The sequence below is a fragment of the Stenotrophomonas sp. A3_2 genome, assembly GCF_036624925.1.
Taxonomy (GTDB): domain Bacteria; phylum Pseudomonadota; class Gammaproteobacteria; order Xanthomonadales; family Xanthomonadaceae; genus Stenotrophomonas; species Stenotrophomonas hibiscicola.
The window spans coordinates 33,947-52,322 of sequence record NZ_JAZKVY010000148.1 but is presented as its reverse complement, the minus strand read 5'-3'; the positions used below and the strand labels follow the sequence as shown (position 1 = coordinate 52,322).

Genomic DNA, 18,376 nt, shown 5'->3' with positions numbered 1-18,376 from the left:
GCGCCTCGTGGGGGATGCGAGGCAGTCTGCGACCTCAACATTGGTTCAGGTCAAACAGATCCGGTGCAACAGACCGGTCCGCCACGCGCAACGATCGCGCCCACGTGTAGATCCCGGCTCACGTCCACGCCGGATCGGCAGTGAAATCGATGGTCAGCCAGAACGTGCTGCCCCGCGCATCCAGCCGCACGGCGATCTCGTCGCGCATCGCATCGACCTCCCCCACTGAGCCGAGCGGCGTGGCCGGATCAGCCAGCACATGGATCTCGATGAAGCGCATCCGCCCCATCTTCGCCACGTGGCTGGTGAAACCGAGGTAGCCACGCTCGGCCACGAACGCCTGCATCACCTGCTGCACGCGCCGGTCCAGATCGTCCGGCGCAACCTGCAGCACTTCACGCATGGCCTTCCACGCGCTGCGCGCCGGGACCGGCAATACCGCCAGGCTGATCAACGCCAGCACGATCGAATCCAGATACGGCACCCAGTGGTGCCACTCACCGCCATGCAGGACCAGGGCCAGTATGAAGGCCAGCACTACCGCCAGGCTCATCAACCCACCCAGCAGCCAGCCCCGTACATCCAGCCACAACAGCGCCGAGCGCAGGCGCCGCGCCCGCTGGGCGACGAACGCCGCCATCGCCAGGTTGCTGGCACTCAGCAATGCCGCCCACCACAGCGCGGGCCCTAACTTCACCTCGTGCCCGCCCGTGGTCAAGCCGATCACGGCGTTGGCCAGCGCATACACGCAGGCCAGCGACAGGATCACCCCGCCCAGTGCCTCGACCATCGGTTCCAGGTGCCAGTAGCCGTACTGGAAGCGCGGGCACTGTTCCCGCGCCACCAGCCGCAGTACCGACAGCGACACCAGGGTCAACGCAACGTCGACCAGGCTGTACACGCCGTCGAACAGGATGGCCTGCGATCCCACCAGCAGGCCACCGCTGAAGCCGACCACGCTGACCGCGATGGTGACCCCGATCGAGAACTTCAGGATGCGTTGCTCGCGCGCGGTATCCATCGTTCGCCGAAGGGCCGACCGTCGCCGGTCAGGCCTTCAGTACCTCCACCTTGTACGAGGTCACGTCGCCGTCGTGCTCGATGATGAGCCCGTGCACGTCCGACTCGAAGCCCGGGAAGCGGGCATTCTGCTCACGGGCGATGCGCAGCGACTGGATGATCGGCTCATCGCTGTCGCCAAAGCGCTCGCCCGGCATGATGGTCGGGATGCCCGGCGGGTACGGAACCAGCATGGTCGCCGCAATACGGCCACTGATCTGCTCGATATCGACCCGCTCGATCTCGCCCTTCACCAGGTGGTTGTAGGCGTCGGCCGGGGTCATCACCGGTGTCGGCAGATCCACGTACATCTCGCGCATCACCTTGGCCACGCCGAATTCCTGGTTGAACGAATGAAGCGCGTCGCACAGGTCGCGCAGGCCCCAACCGGCGTACGCGTTCGGATAATCAGCCTCCAGCGTGGGCAGTGCCTGGCTCAGCGGCGCGTTGCGGTCATACAGTTCCTTGAATGCCATCAGTTCGGTGACCAGGGTGCTCCACTTGCCCTTGGTGATGCCCATCGAGAACAGGAACAACACCGAGTACAGGTTGGTCTTCTCCACGGTAATGCCGCGGCCCCACAGGAACTTGCTCAGCACCGCCGCAGGGATGCCCAGCTTGCCCATGCTGCCGTCCATCGCCAGGCCTGGGGTCAGCAGGGTCACCTTGATCGGGTCGATCAGCACATAGTCGTCGACCAGGTTCTCGAAGCCGTGCCAGTGTGCGTCAGGTTGCAGGTACCACTCTTCGCGCTTGGCCACCATCGGCGCCGGCGTATCTCCCTTGTCCAGACTGCGCTCGAGCCTGGTCGGCTGCCATACGCTGAACCACCAGTCGTCGCGCCCCAGGTCATCGCGGACATGCAGCATCGCGCGGCGGAAGGCAATCGCCTCGTCATGCATTTCCTGCACCAGCGAGCGGCCGGCATCGCCTTCCATCATCTTCGAGGCCACGTCACAGGCGGCGATCACCCCGTAATGCGGGCTGGTCGAGGTATGCATCATGAACGACTCGTTGAAGCGCTCGGCATCCAGGTTCCGTTGCGCCGAGTTGCGCACGTGGATCATCGACGCCTGCGAGAACGCCGCCAGCAGCTTGTGGGTCGAATGCGTGGTGAAGATGATCGCATCCTGCTCACGCGGCTTGCCCTTGGCCATGCCGTAGTGGTTCTCGTAGAAAGGATGGAACGCGGCGTAGGCGTACCAGGCTTCGTCGAAATGCAGGAAGTCGACCGCGCTGCCGATTTCGTCGGCAATCTTCTCGGCGTTGTAGCACAGGCCGTCGTAGGTCGAGTTGGTCACCACCGCGATGCGCGGCTTGGAGCCAGCCTGATAGGCCTTGCTGGCCAGCGGATTGGCGGCGATGCGCTCCTGCAACGATTCCGGCGTGAACTGATCCAGGCTGATCGGGCCAATGATGCCGTGTGCATTGCGGCTGGGGGTGAAGTACACCGGTACCGCGCCGGTCATGATCAACGCATGCAGCAGCGACTTGTGGCAGTTGCGGTCGACGAACACCACGTCGCCGCGCGCCACCGTGCCATGCCAGACGATCTTGTTGGCGGTGGAGGTGCCATTGGTGACGAAGAAGGTATGGTCGGCACCGAAGTTGCGCGCCGCCTCTTCCTCGGCATCCTTGATCGGGCCGGTGTGATCCAGCAGTGAGCCCAGCTCCGGCACCGAGATCGACAGATCGCTGCGCAGGGTGTTCTCACCGTAGAACTGGTGGAATGCACGGCCCACCGGTGACTTGGTGAACGCCACACCGCCGGCATGGCCCGGCGTGTGCCAGGAGTAGTTCGACTCGGCCGCATGGTGGATCAACGCCTTGAAGAACGGGGGCAGCAGGTTCTTCATGTAGTCTTCGGCCGCGCGCATCACCTGCCGCGAGATGAAGCTCTTGGTGTCTTCGAACAGGAAGATGAAGCCGTGGATGTATTTGAGCAGCTTGCTCGGCACCTTCTCGATGGTGCGGCGCTCGCCGTACAGGAACACCGGCAGGTTGGCGCGGCGCGCGCTCTGCTCGCGCAGGAAAGCGGTCAGGCGCTGGAACTCGCCATCCACCTCTTCACTGCCGTCGATCGAGATCAGCACCGCCGAGGCCGCCACGTAGGTGCGGGCGCCGGCCCGGGCATCATCCAGGTTCAGCCCGCACAGCACGCGCTGGTCATTGCTGCGCAGCTCTTCCACCAGCGCACGGATCAGGATGCCGCCGATGCGCGGCGACTCGTAGTCGTTGTCGATGACAATGACCGGATAGTCCAGGGACTTGAAGTACACGTCGATTCTCCTTGTCGAACTCAGGAATGCCGGGCGCCGGCGCTGATGGCCGATGCCTCGCGGGCGCGCTGCCGCTGCTGGCGGCGCTCCTCGCTGAAGAAGGGATAGAACACGGTGATGAACAGCACGAACAGGAAGGCGTACTGCACGATGGTTCCCGACGAGCCGTAGATCGCCCACAGGCAGTACACGACGGTCAGGCTGGTGAGCGTCCAGAACGCACCGGTGTGGACCAGGGTGTGCGAGCGCTCGACCACGAAGTAGCAGGCCACGCACGAGTAGATGTAGGGCAGCAGGGTCAGCACCACCGCCGCCGACGTGATCACGTCGAACTGGGCCGATGCGGTTTCCGAGGTGGAGGTGACCAGCACTGCCAGGGTCATCAGCACGGCCACGATCAGCACGCCCTTGACCGGCACGTCGTCCTTGTTGGTCTTGCTGAAGATGCTCGGGAACAGGCCATCATCGGAGGCCGCCTTGGCACTCTGCGCGGTCAGCAGGATCCAGCCACCCAGCGAACCGGCCGCGCCGATGAACGCGCACAGGCTGACCAGTGCACCGCCCCAGCCACCGACGGCCTTGGCCGCGGCCAACGCGAACGGTGCGTCGGACACCTGCAGTTCCGCGTTCGGCACCATGCCCATGATTACCGAGGAACTGGCGATGTAGGCAATGGCAGCCAGGAACACGCCGGCCAGCGTCGCGCGGGCGACGTTCTTCTCCGGATTTTCGACCACACCGGCAGTCACCGATGCAGACTCGACGCCGATGAAGGCCCACAGGGTCAGTGCCGCGGCGCTCGAGATCGCACCGAAGTTCGACTCGCCAGACACGTTGTAGGCGCCCTTGAAGATGTCGGCATCGAAGAAGAACCAGCCGAAAATGGCGATGCCCAGGATCGGCACCAACGCAAAGCTGGTGGTGACCGTCTGCACGCGGCTGACGAAGGCCGGGCCGATCACGTTGGCAAAGCTCAGTGCCCACACCAGCACCAGCACCGCGATGCAACGCACCAGTGGCTCGGACAGGATCGGGAAGAAATAGCTGAAATAGCCCACCGCCGCGATCGGGATGGCGACGTTGCCGATCCAGTTGGCGAACCAGTAGATGGTGTTGGTCTGGAAGCCCATGTACGGCCCGAACCAGTCGCGCGCGTAGGCATAGGGACCGCCCGCCTTTGGGGCGAGCTTGCCCAGCTTGGCGAACACGAAGGCCAGCAGCAGCGCACCGGCGGTGGTGATCAGCCAGCCCCAGATCGAGGCGGTACCGATCTTGGCCAGGCTGGACGGCAGCAGGAACACGCCTGAGCCCATCATGTTGCCGGCGACGAGGAAGGTGGCTCCGACCACCCCGATTTTCTTTGCTTCTGCCATGACGATCTCCGGTACTGGCATGAGCCCGGCAGCACCGGGCGTGGGGACGGTTGCGCTGGCTTACGACCGCTGGCGCCTATTTGATGAAGTTGTATTGCAGGCTGCCCTGCACCCGGACCGTGTCGCCGCGTGCGCCGCCCTGCTGTTCCAGGCGGCCGTACAGCAGCTCCATGCCCATCGTCCACGACGGCGCGGGGCTCCAGATCAGGTTGAATACGCCGTACCGGCTCTGCCGGAAGGCATCGGCCGCCAGTGCGGCATTCCGCTCCAGGGTCAGCTGGCCGAAGATCAGGTTCGATCGCCACAGCTCGGACCAGTAGTGGGTATAGCCGACGAAGCCGCCGTGCAGGTCCAACGCGTCGAGGCGGCCATCGGCACCGACCACCGCGTCCAGCCCGGAGCCGGTCAGGTCGGCGGTATAGCGGCTGAGACCGCGCCCTCCCAGCGCACCGAACAACAGCAGGTCGCGCTCGCCCACCGACGCCGAGCCGCTCAACTGCACGCCGCCAGCCATGCGCCGGTCGCGCTCGTTGTCACCGTCGTATGCCAGGCTGCGTGCCACTGCGCCCAGTTGCAGGTGGCCCCAGTCGCGTTCCATGCGCGCAGTGACGGTCACGTCCGGCAGACGGTTCACTGCAGCGCGCTCTTCGCTGGCACCGGCAAGTTCGGTCTTCGGATCTTCGGCGGCGACGGTCAGGGTGTTGCCCTTGCCCAGCGCAAAGCTATGGTGGATGCCGGCCACCAGCAGATAGCCCGCGCCGCCTGGACCAGCGAAATCCAGCGTGTCGGGCAGGCTGTCCGGATCCATGAAACTGGAATAGCCATAGCCGGCATAGGTGTTGCCGAGCTGGCCATAGGCGTGACGCAGCCGGAATTCGTAGCCATCGCTGCTGCCGAAGAAGTCGTTTTCCAGGTAGAAGCGGAGGTTGCCGTGCGTGGTCGGGCGCCGCGCCTCGAAACTGAAGCGGGTCTGCTTGGCGTGGATGTTGAAGTTGGACACGTCACGGTGGCTGCCACCGACCGGCATCGACGAAGGAATGAACTGGTCCTCGTCACCGGCTGCGCGGGAATCCGCGATGGCATCCAACTTGGCATAGCCGCCGATGCGGATCACCGTATCAGTACCGGGAATGGCAAAGAACCCCTTCAGATCGGGATCGGTCGGGCCCGCGGCACTGTCCGGACGCGATGCCGCCGTGGATGGATCGGCGACCGAATCGCGTTGTGGCAATACGGGCTGGGCGACACCCGGCACCTGGGTGGGATGGATCACCCCCGTCGTGGCCGCTGTGGGGGCGAAAGATAACGCTCCGGGCTTCGCCTGTGCCTGCGGCTGCGCCTGCACAGGCGCATGATCCCGCTGCTCCAGCCGATCCAACCGTTGCTGCATGCCTTCCAGCGCCTGGCGCATGGCGGCAATCTCACGCCGCAATGCCTGCGCATCCTGCGCATCACCCTGTTGCGCGTACGCCGGCATGACCGCCAGTGCCCCGAGACATGCCAGATTCAGTACCGCCATACGCATTGCATCCTCCCCGGACGAACACTCGCATCACGGTTCCGGAGCGCACGCATGCGCCGCCCTGGCCTCGCGTTGCCGTTGCTGGAAATGCGGGTACTGCGTCGACGACACCAGTCAGCCTGCACGCGGCAGACAACAGGACAATGACACTGCCCTGCCTCTATCCATGTCGCTTCCATCAAGGCCGCGCAGCCAGAGAGATGGCGACCGCAGCAGTCTGGGTAACAATCAGGGAGTGAGAGTGTCGTGAATGGCTGTGCCGACCTGCCCGCATCCGGGCAGCCGCGGCGCGGCATCCATGGCGCGTTGACGCTGTATTCCATGCGTCACAGGCTAGTCCGCCTGTCGTTTTTGGCCTTGATTGGAATCAAGGCGTGATGTTTGATCTCAGTCACGATTCAGCCGTGACGACGAACAGCCCATGCGCAAGCAGTTGTGTTCGCCTGGGGCTTGGAACGCAACAGGCCCGCACGTCACCATGCGGGCCTGTGGTCGACATCATGATGCAGGCTCAGATCAGCGCGGGCCGAGCACCGTCTGCAGGTCATCCCCCTGCGGCAGACCGGCGCGGCGCTGCACCTGGCCCTGCGCATCCTGGAACAGGATACCCGGCGTGCCCTGGAACCCCATCTCGACCATCAGCACCTGGTTGGCGTCGAGCTTGCCCGCGATGTCGCGGCTGATGCTCGGCAGGGCCTTGATGCCGCCACGGTCGAACTGGTGCTCGTTCTGAAGCAGGGCCGCGCTCGGGTCACGCGCGGAGAGGATCGCTGCCGCCTTGGCCGGACTGTCCTCACGGATGACGCCGACCATGATGTGGCGCAGTTGTACCTTGCCTGCATCCACCCACGGACGCGCCGCCTCCCAGAATTTGTGGCAGTAAGGGCAATTGGCATCGCTGAAGGTGTAGACCACGCGTGGCGCATCGGCCTTGCCGTCAGGCACCCACGCGCTGGCTTCCAGCTTGCTCCACATCCTGGCGGACATCGGCGAGGCGACCAGCTTCTCAACCGCCTCTGCGGCTACATCATTGCCTTCCGCGTCGAACAGACTGCCGACCAGTACGTGCTTGCCATCGGCAGTGACATAGGCCGCCGCCGGCTGCTGGCCACCGACCACGCCAGCGAAGCCCCGCAGGCCTTCGGGGGCATCGAACTCGGCAACGACCTCGAAACCGTGCTTCTCGATGCCCTTCAGCACCGCAGGGCGGTCGCCCTTGTTGGCAGCAGCTGCGGCGCTCGCGGCCGGTGGCGCAGCGCTCTTGCCCGGCGGCGTCTGTGCCTGGCTGCAGGCGGCCAATGCCAGCAGGACCGGCAGCAACAGCACCGCGGGGGCGGCGCGCAGGGAAGTCGACAACATGGGAACTCCGTAGTGAGATGCCCGCGCAGGCTACCGCAGCCGACGCAGTTTGTGTTCAAGACCGGCTGCCGTCAGTTCGCCGAGGTGCAGCTCTCGCAGGCGCCCTTCCGCGTCGAAGAACAGGGTCGAGGGATAGGCCTGCACGCCCAGCGCCGTAGAAGCCGCAGCGTCGCCGTCCAGCAATACGTTGTCCAGCATAAGGCGTTCGCGCGCAACAAAACCCTGGACCTCGTCGAGGGTTTCACCCTGATTGAGGAACACGAACTGCACCTCCGCATGCGCCTCCTGCGCGGCTGCCAATACCGGCATCTCGCGTCGGCAGGGACCACACCAGCTGGCCCAGAGGTTCAACACCAGTGGCTTGCCACGGAACTGCTGCAGATCAACCCTGCCCCCCTCCAGGTCAGCAACCTGCACTGCTGGCAGGGGCATCTGCCGCGCCTGCCATGCGGACAGCAATTGGCTGCCACCCGCCCACAGCAGCACCCCTGCCAACGACGCGCCCAGCACGGGCATGCGTAACGCCCGCCACGGGCGTAGTCGCCACAGCCCCCATGCCAATCCCGCAACCAGGACGATCACCAGGTGATAACCGCCATCGGCAATCTGCAGAACGCCCCACGGCGCCTCGCGGTACAGCGTGAAGTTCAAGGCTACGAAACTGATGCGGCCGCACAGCAGGCCGACCAGCAACATGTCCAGAACCATGCTGGGTGCAGAAGGCAGCGGCATGCCGTCCTTCCTGCGTGACCACAGGCGAGCCACAGCCATCGCCAGCAAAACGCACGCGAGAATCAACACCACCGGCATCGGCACCGGCCCAACGCTCGACATCAAACCACCTGTTCAATCGTCCACTGACTGCATGGTCGAAGTGTCGCGCCCCGGTTGCAAGCGCGACGATGTTGGCGCCGTCAGGCCGCGCTTCGCCCGTGTTGCATCACCGACGGCGATTGCAGCCCACGCAGGCTGCCCGCCACCGATGGCATCAACGGCCGCTCGCGGCGCTTGCTGTTGACGTGACGCCGATAGTTGGCTGGCGTCATGCCCACGATGCGTAGAAACAACCTGCGGAAAGCACTCTGGTCAGCGTAGCCGACGCCCCAGGCCACCTCGTCGATGCCTGCTCCCTGCTGCAACAGGGTCTGGGCCTTGGCGATGCGCAGCCGTTGGCAGTATTCGATCGGCCGCAGGCCGGTGGCCTTGAGGAACCGCCGCTGCAGCGTGCGCGGCTCCAGCCCGGAAACCTCGCAGATCGCGGCAAGCGTGGCGCCGCGTGCGGCCGTGGTGTGCAGCCAGCGCTGCGCCTTCAACACATCACGATCGCCATGTGCGAAGTTGGCACTGAAGCGTTCAAGATCCTGCTGGATCGTGGCGGGCACGGTGATGCCCAGTTGCTGCGCGACCGCGCTGGCCACGCCCTGCCCATGCAGCCGGTACAGCAGGCGCAGCCCCAGGAAGCGCCAGGCCTGGACCCCACCGACCGTCAGCAGGTCGCCGTCATCCACCAGTGCCCGCTCGCTCGGCACCCAGCTCGCTGCCTGCGCCAGCAGGCCTGGATGGCGCCCCAGATCGGGGCCACTGACCGTGCGTCCCGCCAGCAACCCTGCCCGTGCGAGCACGCTGACGCCATCACTGGCAGCGGCCAGCAGGCTGCCGCCGTCGTAGTGTGCGCGCAGCCAGTCCAGCAGGACCTCGTCCGCGCGCAGGCACGCGCCGGCACTGATCTGGCCGGGAACCGCAATCACGGCCGGAATGGCCGCATCAAGCATTTCCGCACCGGCAATACGATGCACACCGGTCTGGCTGGCCGGCACGATCCAGCGGGTGACCAGCACCCGCTTGAACGGCCGACGCTGCTGCTGGGCCAGGCGATTGGCAACGTGCGCCATTTCGGCCAGAACGGAGGCGGCGGACGGATCACCTCCGGGGTACTCGACCACCGCGATCTCGACGAATCCTTCGTTCCTGAATCCTTCCACAGCCCCTCCTCGCTTCGTTGCAGGCCATCGAACGGCCGGTTCAGGCGAAGGGTAGGAACTGGGCCAGCGGCGGGGCTATGAAGAAAGTTGCAAAGTGCCCTGAATGCGCGCCCCCGGACCCAGCCTTGACTCTCGACCAGACTCCATCCTTCAAAATGACCGGCAGCATCCGCAGGAATCCGCCATGAACATTGGACAACTGGCCCGCCAGGCGGGCGTGCCGATCGATACGGTGCGCTACTACGAACGGCAGCAGCTGCTGCCGACCGCTGCCCGCTCGGCGGGCGGTTACCGCATCTTCGGCGAGCAGGACCTGCGCCGGCTGCGATTCATCCGCCGCGCCAAGGCACTGGGCTTCAGCCTGGAAGAGATCGGCGATCTGCTCGCACTGAGCGATCACCACTCACAGGACATGGCCAGCGTGCGCGATACCGCGCAGGCACGCCTGCAGGACATCTCACAGCGAATGACGGAGCTGCAACGCATGCACACCGCACTTTCGCAGCTGGTCAACGCCTGCCCCGGCCACGGCACACTGGACCAGTGCCCAATCCTGGCGGCGCTGACCGACGACGCTGCGCAGGCGACAGCGGACTGATATCGGCGTCGCAACGCGCGTGAAGAAAAGTGCAACAAATGCTTGCCAACCCCCTGGGGCGAGGCTATTATTTCGCTCCTCAGCGACGTGGGGCCATAGCTCAGCTGGGAGAGCGCCTGCATGGCATGCAGGAGGTCAGCGGTTCGATCCCGCTTGGCTCCACCAATCTTTCGGCATTAGGCCGTCGAAAGGTCGCTAAAGAACATTGATGAGAATTGCGTCCCCATCGTCTAGAGGCCTAGGACATCACCCTTTCACGGTGGCGACCGGGGTTCGAATCCCCGTGGGGACGCCACTCATCACGAACAATGAGGACCCGGCCGATAACCGGGTCTTTTTTGTTCACCGCCTACCGGCATTCAGGTTGTGGCGTAGCGGTTCCCCTGCCCCCGTGGCCGCGGTTGAACCGAAACGAAAAAAGCTCGAAAAAAGCTTCCACAAAGGTGAACACGCAGGTATGATAGGCGGCTCGGTAACACGGGGCCATAGCTCAGCTGGGAGAGCGCCTGCATGGCATGCAGGAGGTCAGCGGTTCGATCCCGCTTGGCTCCACCACTTTCGACATTAGGCCGTCGAAGGTTCTACAACTTGAAGTTTTCGTGCGTCCCCATCGTCTAGAGGCCTAGGACATCACCCTTTCACGGTGGCGACCGGGGTTCGAATCCCCGTGGGGACGCCAATTCTTGAAAACCCCGACCCTGGTCGGGGTTTTTCTTTGCCTGTGATTCCTGGGAAGGCCCTGTCCACGCATGGCGTGGATCTACTGCAGGGCCCGGGTAGATCCACGCCATGCGTGGATGCCCTCACCGCCACCCGCCTTCAGAACCGCCGGTACATCCCGATCGATGCAGGCGCGGTGGGAGCGAAACCAAACCGCGCGTACAAACGGTGCGCTTCGCCATCTGCCAGAAGGCTGACATATGCCGATGGCGGCAGGTTGGCCTGCATCCAACCATCCAGGCGACGCATCACCTCCTTGCCCAGGCCCTGCCCCTGCAGGCGCGGCAACACGGCGATATCGCAGACCTGCAGGTGGCAGCCGCCATCGCCGACGATGCGTCCCATCGCCACCAGCTCGTTGCCCTGGTAGGCACACACGCCATACAGGGTATTGGGCAGCGCGCGTGCCGCCGCCTCCTGGCTCTTGGCACTGAGGCCCGCCAGTACACGCAGCTGGCAATAGTCTTCAACCGTGGGCACGGCGTCGCGGAACTGGCAGGCGACGGAATCATTCATGCGCTATCTCCCTGTAGGTCGGGCTATCCTGCCTTATCCATGTCGCAGCCGCTGCGACCCACGCCCGCAGAGTTCCCATGTGCTACTCCGCCCTGATCCGCGCCGACTACGCCAAGCTGGTGCGCGAATTCGGCGCCATCCTGTCGCTGGAAGAGTTCGCCGAGCTGTACGCGCACGATCCCGGCAAGAAGCGACCGAAGACCCCGAAGGCCATGGACGACGGCTTTGCCGGCGCGCGCACCGAGCAGGGCCGCGATATCGTCGCGAAAATCCAGCAGTGGCATGCGCAGGAACGGCAGCAACTGGAAGCGGAACTGGCCCGCCAGCGCGAGCGACGCGATATCGCCAATGCCACGCTGGCGACCCGCCCCACCCAGAAAGCCCGCAACGACCTGCGCGTGGCCGGCAACCGCATCGGCCGCGCGCAAGCCCGACTGGAAGACCTGCACCGGGTGCAGCTGCTGCCACGCGACAACCGCATCTTTCCCGGCACCTATGCACCGGTCATGGTCAGCGATGGCGGCAAACGCGTGATCAAGCCGATGCGCTACCAATGCCGGCTGCCGGACAAGACGGCGCGCAACGATGTCCTGTACCCCGGCACCTACAACGCCAGGCGCGACAGCCTGGAAGGCTATTGGCGCGGTGCGTTTGGCTTGCGCCACGGCGTCGTGGTGGTGCAGGCGTTCTATGAGCACGTCCCACGCCATGCCATCGCCGGCCGGATGCTGGGTGCCGACGAGAAGGAACAGGACGTGGTGCTCGAGTTCCGCCCCGATCCGCCACGTGACCTGCTGCTGGCCTGCCTTTGGGCGGAATGGGAGGGACCGGAAGGCCGCCTGCTCTCGTTCGCCACGATCACCGACACCCCGCCACGCGATGTCGCCGCCGCAGGTCACGATCGCGGGGTGATACCGATCCGCAGGGAGCATCTGGATGCGTGGCTCAATCCCGATCCGGACAACCTGGCCGGGCAGTACCGCGTCCTCGACGACCGCGAGGACATCCGCTACGTGTACGAGGAGGCTGGCTGAAGCGCCGTTCTCACGCCGTTGCGCTGGAACGACCCACCGCACGGGCCAGCGCCCTGGTCAGATCCGCCGACAGATACGGCTTGACCAGCAGTACTCCGGCCAGCATCGACTCGGGCAGCTGCTCAGCCAGCATTCCGGTGGCGAGCACGAATGGTACGCCGCGCGCCGACAATGCTGCCGCCACTGGCTCGCTGGTCTCGTTGCGGGCCAGGCGATAGTCCAGCAGGGCCACATCCGGGGCCGAGTCTTCCAGCATGCGCAATGCTTCAGCCACGCTCGCCGCCAACCCGACCACGGTCGCGCCGGCATGCACCAGCTGCATCTGCAGCAAGGCTGCGCTCATCTCGTCGTTCTCGACCACCAGCACCCTCAGGTCCTGCAACACTGTCATCCGGCACCGCTCCTGGAGGCATTCAAGCCGGCGCAGTATAGCCACCACAGAGCCGATGCCGACAGGAAGCGCCCCGATTGGCCTTGCCTCTATGAAAGCCCTGCCGACCTCGGTTACACTCGCACGCTGCCTGCCGGTGTGGCGGAATGGTATACGCAGCTGACTCAAAATCAGCCGGGGGTAACCCCATGAAGGTTCGAGTCCTTTCACCGGCACCACTGCATCAAAGGCCAGGTCCCTGACCTGGCCTTCTGCATTTCCAGTGCCGGGCGCCGGAACTGGGATCGATGCCAACGCCCGCCCTGCCCTCGCTCCCCGAGATCCCGACCGCACGGCTGCGTCCACCTCACGCGGATGACACGACGCCCTGGTCGCGCTGCTTCTCACTGCCGGGCGTGGCCAAGCGCGGCTGCACCCTCGACCGCGTGGGGACACCCGTGCCTTCTGGATGAACGCCCGCGGCACAGGCTCCGCGCCAACACAGAGGAACGCAACTGCGACTTCCGGCAAGTATTTAAATAGACACAGCGCACACTTTTCTTGCAAGCCTCACGTGCTTCTGCCTATCGTGATCCCAGCCGGAGCTGGGGGTGGGGGAATGCATGACGTTGCGTGCGGCGCTGTTTTTTCTGGTTACGCACGCGCTCGTCATTGCCTTTATCGGCCCGCAGGACCCGGTCGGCTCCTACCTGATGCTGATCACCGCACCGCTGCTGGCTGCACTGGCCTGCGTGCGGCGTGCACGTGACAGCCACCAGGCCGCCTGCAAATGGCGGACGCTGGGCGCGGCCGTGGGCCTGTTCTCGCTGGCCCTGCTGGCCCTGCTGTTCCGCAATGTGGCCGGCCTGGCCCCTGCGCAGATGACCGCCTCAACACTGATCCTGTACGTGTTCTACCGGATCCCCTTGACCTACGTCGCTGCAAGCCCGGGTGGCGGGAACCGCTACGTCCGTGCGGTGGACCTCGGGATCATTGCCCTGCTTTGGCTGCTGTACTACCTGCATGCGCGGGCCATGGCGCCGCTGAACACCGCCTTGTGGACGCAGTGCCTGAACACCATGAGCGGCGTGCAGAACAGCCTGTTGTTCTGCTTCGCACTGATCCGTTTCCTGGCCGAGGACGATCCGGACCGCCGCGATTTTTTCCGGACGCTGACGATCTACGCGCTGGGCTACTTCCTGCTGGCCTTCTACATCAATACCTATCAGCCGCAGGTGCCCGACGGCAGTTGGGGCGACCTGCTGATCAGTGGACTGTTCGTGCTGCTGGCCACCCTGGCGGGCAGCCATCGTCGCTACCCGACAGTGGAGGTATCCCGCAGCCTGCGGCGCATCATCGATGCCGGCGTACCATTGATGCTGCCATTGCTGCTGATGCTGGTGGCGCTTCTGGTCGCGCGCCTGCAGCCGACCCTGGCCACGGTCGGCTTCATCGGCTCCCTGCTCGGCTATGCCCTGCGCAGCGTGCTGAGCCAGGTGGAGATCCAGCGCCAGCGCGACGAGCTGGAAAAACTGGCACGGCGTGATCCACTGACCGGCCTGGGCAACCGACGCAGCTTCGATGAATCGCTTGGCGCGGCCCACCGCCGCGCGCGGCGCCAAGGTCTGGGCCTGGCCGTTCTCATGATCGATATCGACCACTTCAAGCGCCTCAATGACACCTATGGCCACCCGGAAGGAGATCAGCGCCTGCAGTCGGTCGCCGCCATTCTTGATGGCTGCCTGCAACGGGGTGACGATCTGCTGGCCCGCTATGGCGGCGAGGAGTTCATCGCTGCCCTGCCCTCGCCCGATGCCGCCCACGCCATGGCCCTGGGCGAGCGGGTCCGCGCTTCGGTCGAAGCGGCTGCCCTGCCCGCCCCCGAGGCCACCGTCACCATCAGCGTCGGCGTGGCGTGGCAGGCACCGGGCGAAGAGCACGATCCGCGCGACCTGGTCGAACGCGCCGACCAGGCCCTGTATCGGGCCAAACGCGCCGGGCGCAACCGCGTATATGGCGACGCAGATACTACGGAAGACAGATGCAACCGCCGGGCCTAGACGGCGTGCAGCGCCGCCGCTCCCTGCCGCTGCCCTGCCGCGCCCTGCACGCGGAAGCTGGCCACGGTCTGCAGCAGCTGCGCCGACTGTTCTTCCATGCTGCGTGCCGCCGCCGATGCCTCCTCGACCAACGCGGCATTCTGCTGGGTGCCCTGGTCAATCAGATCGACGGCCTGGTTCATCTGCTGGATATCGTCGCTCTGCTGCTGCGCGGCCGTGCTGATTTCGCTCATCAGGTCACTGACCCGGCGCACGTTTGTCACAATCTCATCCATGGTGCGGCCCGCGCTCTCGACCTGCGCGGTACCGGCGCCGACATTGGCCACCGACGCATCGATCAGGTGCTTGATCTCCTTGGCTGCGCTGGCCGAACGCTGCGACAGCTCACGGATCTCGGTGGCAACCACGGCGAAGCCACGACCATGTTCACCGGCGCGCGCGGCCTCCACCGCTGCGTTCAGCGCAAGAATGTTGGTCTGGAAGGCGATGCCGTCGATCACCCCGATGATGTCGACGATGCGCCGCGATGAGGCATTGATCGCCGCCATCGTCTCGACCACCTCATGCACCACATTGCCGCCCCGCGCGGCGACATCGGCTGCCCCACCGGCCAGCTGGCTGGCCTGGCGGGCATTGGTTGCGGTGCGCTGCACCGTCTCGGCAAGACCCTTCATCGACACCGCAGTCTCCTCCAGCGAGGCCGCCTGCTGCTCGGTGCGCTGCGACAGGTCGCTGTTGCCCTGCGCGATTTCAGTCGCACCCACGGCGATGGTGTCGGCCGCGAACTTGATCTGGCCGATGATCGCGGACATCGCCTCGACCAGCGAATTCACGCCTTCGCACAACTCGGCAATCGGCCCGCTCTTGTCGGCGGTGGCTACGCGCTGGGTCAGGTCACCCAGCTTGGCGGCAGCCACCACCTCTCGGGTCTGCGCCACGGCGCGCTGCATGGCCTGGTTCTCGTGCACCTGCGCGGTGATGTCGGCGGCATACTTCACGACCTTGAACGGCTTTCCGTTGAGGTCCAGGATGGGGTTGTAGGAAGCCTGGATCCAGACCTCGCGCCCGTCCTTGCCCAGGCGCCGATACTGGCCCGCATCATATTCGCCGCGCCCAAGTTTCTCCCAGAACTGGCGATATTCCACGCTGCTGCGATGCCCGGGCTCGACAAACAACGAATGGTGCTGCCCGCGCACCTCGTCCAGGCTGTAGCCGGTCACCGCCAGGAATTTGTCATTGGCCGACAGGATGCGGCCATCCATGCTGAACTCGATCACCGCCTGAGACTTGGCGATCGCCGCAAGTTGCCCCGCCGAGTCGGCCGCCTGCAGCTTCTGCTGGGTGATGTCGGTCGCGAACTTGACCACCTTGTAGGGCCGCCCCTGCCGATCCAGCACCGGGTTGTACGAGGCCTGGATCCAGATCTCGCGCTGGCCCTTGCCGAACCGGCGGTACTGCCCGGCGTCGTATTCGCCGCGCCCCAAGCGCGCCCAGAAGTCGCGGTACTCGGCGCTGCGCGCCTGCTCGGGGTCGACGAACAGGGAATGATGCCTGCCCTGAATCTCCTCCAGCCGGTACCCCATCGCCTGCAGGAAATTGTCATTGGCCTGCAGGATGGTTCCGTCGAGCGCGAACTCGATGACGGCCTGCACGCGATGCAGCGCGGCCACCTGCGCTTCCAGCTCGGTCCGGTCGGTCACCGCCTTCTCTGTGCGGGTGCGTTGCTGTGGCGCCAGTACGCCAAGCAGCGCACGCCACGGCGACCAACGGGTATGCAGCTCGGCCGGCGCCTGCGCGCCCGCCGTGAAGCCTGGAATGAGCATTGTCTGATCCTCGGTGTCCGGTAAGCGGTTGTGACCCGACGGGCGGGATGCCCGGCGGCAACATCAGTTGCCAGGGACTACAGGTGCCAACCGGCACCTCTCGAGCGACTGCCAAGAACGTCTGCTGCGGCTGCGATCGGCATCTGGAAGCGGCGGAACACACTGCGCGGACCGCCCATCGGGGGCAGTCTGGGGTCCTGCGGCGGGTAACTGGAGCGGGATCCAGAGGGAGTATCGGCGATGCCGTCGGCCGCTTTAGCGGCATTCCGCGACGTCCGTCGCAACTCCGTCCATCACAGGCGGAATGCGGTGGACAATTGCCGTGTACTTCACACCTTTCTCACGTGTCCCCGCCCTCACACCAAGGCATTGGGCCAATGAACGGCTGGACCGGATCCGTTCCGCCACCGGTTGGCGGAACGCTGTACAGCGCAGGCGCCGGGAGGCAGCCGACCACATCGCCCACACAAGGATGCAGCTCAAGGAAAAAAGGTTTACATGACCGATGCGGGGTTCGCCCGCAGGGGAAAACGACCAGCATGGAGGTCCCGCAGGATGCTCATCTACATGGAGATCGCATGTTCCCTCGCTTTGCCAGCCTTCTTCTCCTGGCCCTATGCAGCAGCAATGCGCTGGCCACCGGCACCGCCTATCGACCGGCCTTCCACCCGGACCAGCTGAAGGGACCGCCCGCAGGACGCCCGAACGAAGTGCTGGTGCTGGGCAGCCCACACCTGTCCAGCCTGCCGGAGACCTTCACGCCGGCGATGCTGGAACCTCTGCTGCAGCGCCTGGAAGCCTGGCGGCCCACCGCGATCGCAGTGGAGAACCTGTCCGGCCTGCAGTGTGACTTCATGCGCCGCAATCCGGCCCGATACGCGGAGAGCGTCGCGGACTACTGCGTCGATCCGGCACCGGCGCAGGCCGCCACCGGTCTGGACGTGCCCAGCGCCAACGTGGAAATGGAACGCCTGCTTGCAGATTGGCCCAAGGCGCCAAGCGCTGCCCAGCGACGTCGCTTGGCTGCAGTCTTCCTGGCTGCGGGCGAGAACAGCTCGGCAGTCGTCCAATGGCTGCGGCTGCCCCGGGAAGAGCGCCGTGCGGCCGACAGCCTGACTCCGGAGCTGGTGCAGTTCCTCGACACGCGCATGACCCGCCGCAACGAGGCCGTCCTGGTGGCCGGCGTGCTTGCCGCACGCCTCGGACTGGAGCGCCTGTGGTCGGTGGACGACCACACTGCGGATTCGCCCACACCGGAATCGCAGCAGAAGGCCTACGCTGCCGCCATACGCGGCGCCTGGGACAACGCCTTCGTCAAAGCACGCAGGGCGGCTGATGAACGGCTCGGAGCCAATCTTGTTCAGCCGGAAGGATTGCTCGCGATGTATCGCGCCTACAACGCACCCGAGACCGCGATGGTGGCGTTCAACAGCGACTTCGGCGCGACGCTTGTCGAACCCTCACCGGAAGGCTTCGGCCGCAACTACCTGGGCTACTGGGAAACCCGTAACCTGCGCATGGTCGCCAACATGCGCGACGTGCTCGGCCAGCATCCAGGCACCCGCATGCTGACCATCGTCGGCGCGTCACACAAGGGCTATTACGAGGCTTACCTCAACCTGATGCATGACGTGCAGCTGGTCAGTTCGGATGAAGTACTGCGCTGACGCAACTGCGCATG

14 protein-coding genes and 5 tRNA genes are annotated in these 18,376 nt (G+C 65.2%); 9 read left to right on the top strand and 10 right to left on the bottom strand.

Features of this window, described 5'->3' with window-relative positions; genetic code table 11:
• Window positions 1–118 precede the first annotated feature (118 nt).
• From R5H29_RS04235 to R5H29_RS04205, 7 genes are all read right to left on the bottom strand, one after another.
• On the bottom strand, window positions 119–1,021 hold the full coding sequence (locus R5H29_RS04235) for a cation diffusion facilitator family transporter (RefSeq protein ID WP_332328810.1): 903 nt from the start codon (window positions 1,019–1,021) through the stop codon (window positions 119–121).
• Window positions 1,022–1,049: 28 nt separating this feature from the next.
• Window positions 1,050–3,338: an Orn/Lys/Arg decarboxylase N-terminal domain-containing protein gene (locus R5H29_RS04230; RefSeq protein ID WP_332328809.1), complete on the bottom strand. Its 2,289-nt coding sequence runs from the start codon at window positions 3,336–3,338 to the stop codon at window positions 1,050–1,052.
• Between the two features lie 20 nt (window positions 3,339–3,358).
• Window positions 3,359–4,711, bottom strand: a complete 1,353-nt coding sequence (gene adiC / locus R5H29_RS04225; RefSeq protein ID WP_021204506.1) for an arginine/agmatine antiporter — start codon at window positions 4,709–4,711, stop codon at window positions 3,359–3,361.
• A gap of 76 nt (window positions 4,712–4,787) precedes the next feature.
• A complete protein-coding gene (locus R5H29_RS04220) occupies window positions 4,788–6,236 on the bottom strand; it encodes a DcaP family trimeric outer membrane transporter (protein ID WP_164145156.1) in 1,449 nt (482 codons plus the stop codon).
• A gap of 513 nt (window positions 6,237–6,749) precedes the next feature.
• A complete protein-coding gene (gene dsbG / locus R5H29_RS04215) occupies window positions 6,750–7,592 on the bottom strand; it encodes a thiol:disulfide interchange protein DsbG (protein ID WP_134730743.1) in 843 nt (280 codons plus the stop codon).
• A gap of 30 nt (window positions 7,593–7,622) precedes the next feature.
• Window positions 7,623–8,426, bottom strand: a complete 804-nt coding sequence (locus tag R5H29_RS04210; protein ID WP_134735600.1) for a redoxin family protein — start codon at window positions 8,424–8,426, stop codon at window positions 7,623–7,625.
• Between the two features lie 80 nt (window positions 8,427–8,506).
• Entirely contained in the window at window positions 8,507–9,574 is a 1,068-nt protein-coding gene (locus R5H29_RS04205; protein WP_019660248.1) for a GlxA family transcriptional regulator, read from the bottom strand.
• Window positions 9,575–9,758: 184 nt separating this feature from the next.
• Between R5H29_RS04205 and R5H29_RS04200 the strand changes: the two genes are divergently transcribed.
• From R5H29_RS04200 to R5H29_RS04180, 5 genes are all read left to right on the top strand, one after another.
• Complete coding sequence (locus tag R5H29_RS04200) at window positions 9,759–10,172, top strand: heavy metal-responsive transcriptional regulator (protein WP_134735599.1); 414 nt, start codon at window positions 9,759–9,761, stop codon at window positions 10,170–10,172.
• A gap of 89 nt (window positions 10,173–10,261) precedes the next feature.
• Window positions 10,262–10,337: transfer RNA gene (locus tag R5H29_RS04195), tRNA-Ala, on the top strand.
• 54 nt (window positions 10,338–10,391) lie between these two features.
• Window positions 10,392–10,467: transfer RNA gene (locus R5H29_RS04190), tRNA-Glu, on the top strand.
• Window positions 10,468–10,651: 184 nt separating this feature from the next.
• Window positions 10,652–10,727: transfer RNA gene (locus tag R5H29_RS04185), tRNA-Ala, on the top strand.
• Between the two features lie 48 nt (window positions 10,728–10,775).
• Window positions 10,776–10,851, top strand: a tRNA-Glu gene (locus tag R5H29_RS04180).
• 140 nt (window positions 10,852–10,991) lie between these two features.
• Here R5H29_RS04180 and R5H29_RS04175 read toward each other — a convergent pair.
• Window positions 10,992–11,408 carry a GNAT family N-acetyltransferase gene (locus tag R5H29_RS04175; RefSeq protein ID WP_019660250.1) on the bottom strand — a complete coding sequence of 139 codons (417 nt, stop codon included), beginning with the start codon at window positions 11,406–11,408 and terminating at the stop codon, window positions 10,992–10,994.
• 77 nt (window positions 11,409–11,485) lie between these two features.
• Here R5H29_RS04175 and R5H29_RS04170 point away from each other — a divergent pair, with 77 nt between their 5' ends.
• Window positions 11,486–12,442 carry an SOS response-associated peptidase family protein gene (locus R5H29_RS04170; protein WP_019660251.1) on the top strand — a complete coding sequence of 319 codons (957 nt, stop codon included), beginning with the start codon at window positions 11,486–11,488 and terminating at the stop codon, window positions 12,440–12,442.
• A 10-nt stretch (window positions 12,443–12,452) separates the two neighbouring features.
• On the opposite strand, the gene R5H29_RS04165 is transcribed toward R5H29_RS04170, so the two are convergent.
• Window positions 12,453–12,833, bottom strand: a complete 381-nt coding sequence (locus tag R5H29_RS04165; protein ID WP_021204524.1) for a response regulator — start codon at window positions 12,831–12,833, stop codon at window positions 12,453–12,455.
• 132 nt (window positions 12,834–12,965) lie between these two features.
• Here R5H29_RS04165 and R5H29_RS04160 point away from each other — a divergent pair.
• A tRNA-Leu gene (locus tag R5H29_RS04160) sits at window positions 12,966–13,051 on the top strand.
• 384 nt (window positions 13,052–13,435) lie between these two features.
• A complete protein-coding gene (locus tag R5H29_RS04155) occupies window positions 13,436–14,872 on the top strand; it encodes a GGDEF domain-containing protein (RefSeq protein ID WP_332328808.1) in 1,437 nt (478 codons plus the stop codon).
• Here R5H29_RS04155 and R5H29_RS04150 read toward each other — a convergent pair.
• Window positions 14,869–16,695 (bottom strand): methyl-accepting chemotaxis protein, encoded by a 1,827-nt coding sequence (locus R5H29_RS04150; protein ID WP_332328807.1) that lies wholly within the window; start codon window positions 16,693–16,695, stop codon window positions 14,869–14,871. The two genes, R5H29_RS04155 and R5H29_RS04150, sit on opposite strands and share 4 nt — an antisense overlap.
• 578 nt (window positions 16,696–17,273) lie before the next feature.
• Between R5H29_RS04150 and R5H29_RS04145 the strand changes: the two genes are divergently transcribed.
• Window positions 17,274–18,362, top strand: a complete 1,089-nt coding sequence (locus tag R5H29_RS04145) for a DUF5694 domain-containing protein (protein WP_180877634.1) — start codon at window positions 17,274–17,276, stop codon at window positions 18,360–18,362.
• Window positions 18,363–18,376 lie beyond the last annotated feature (14 nt).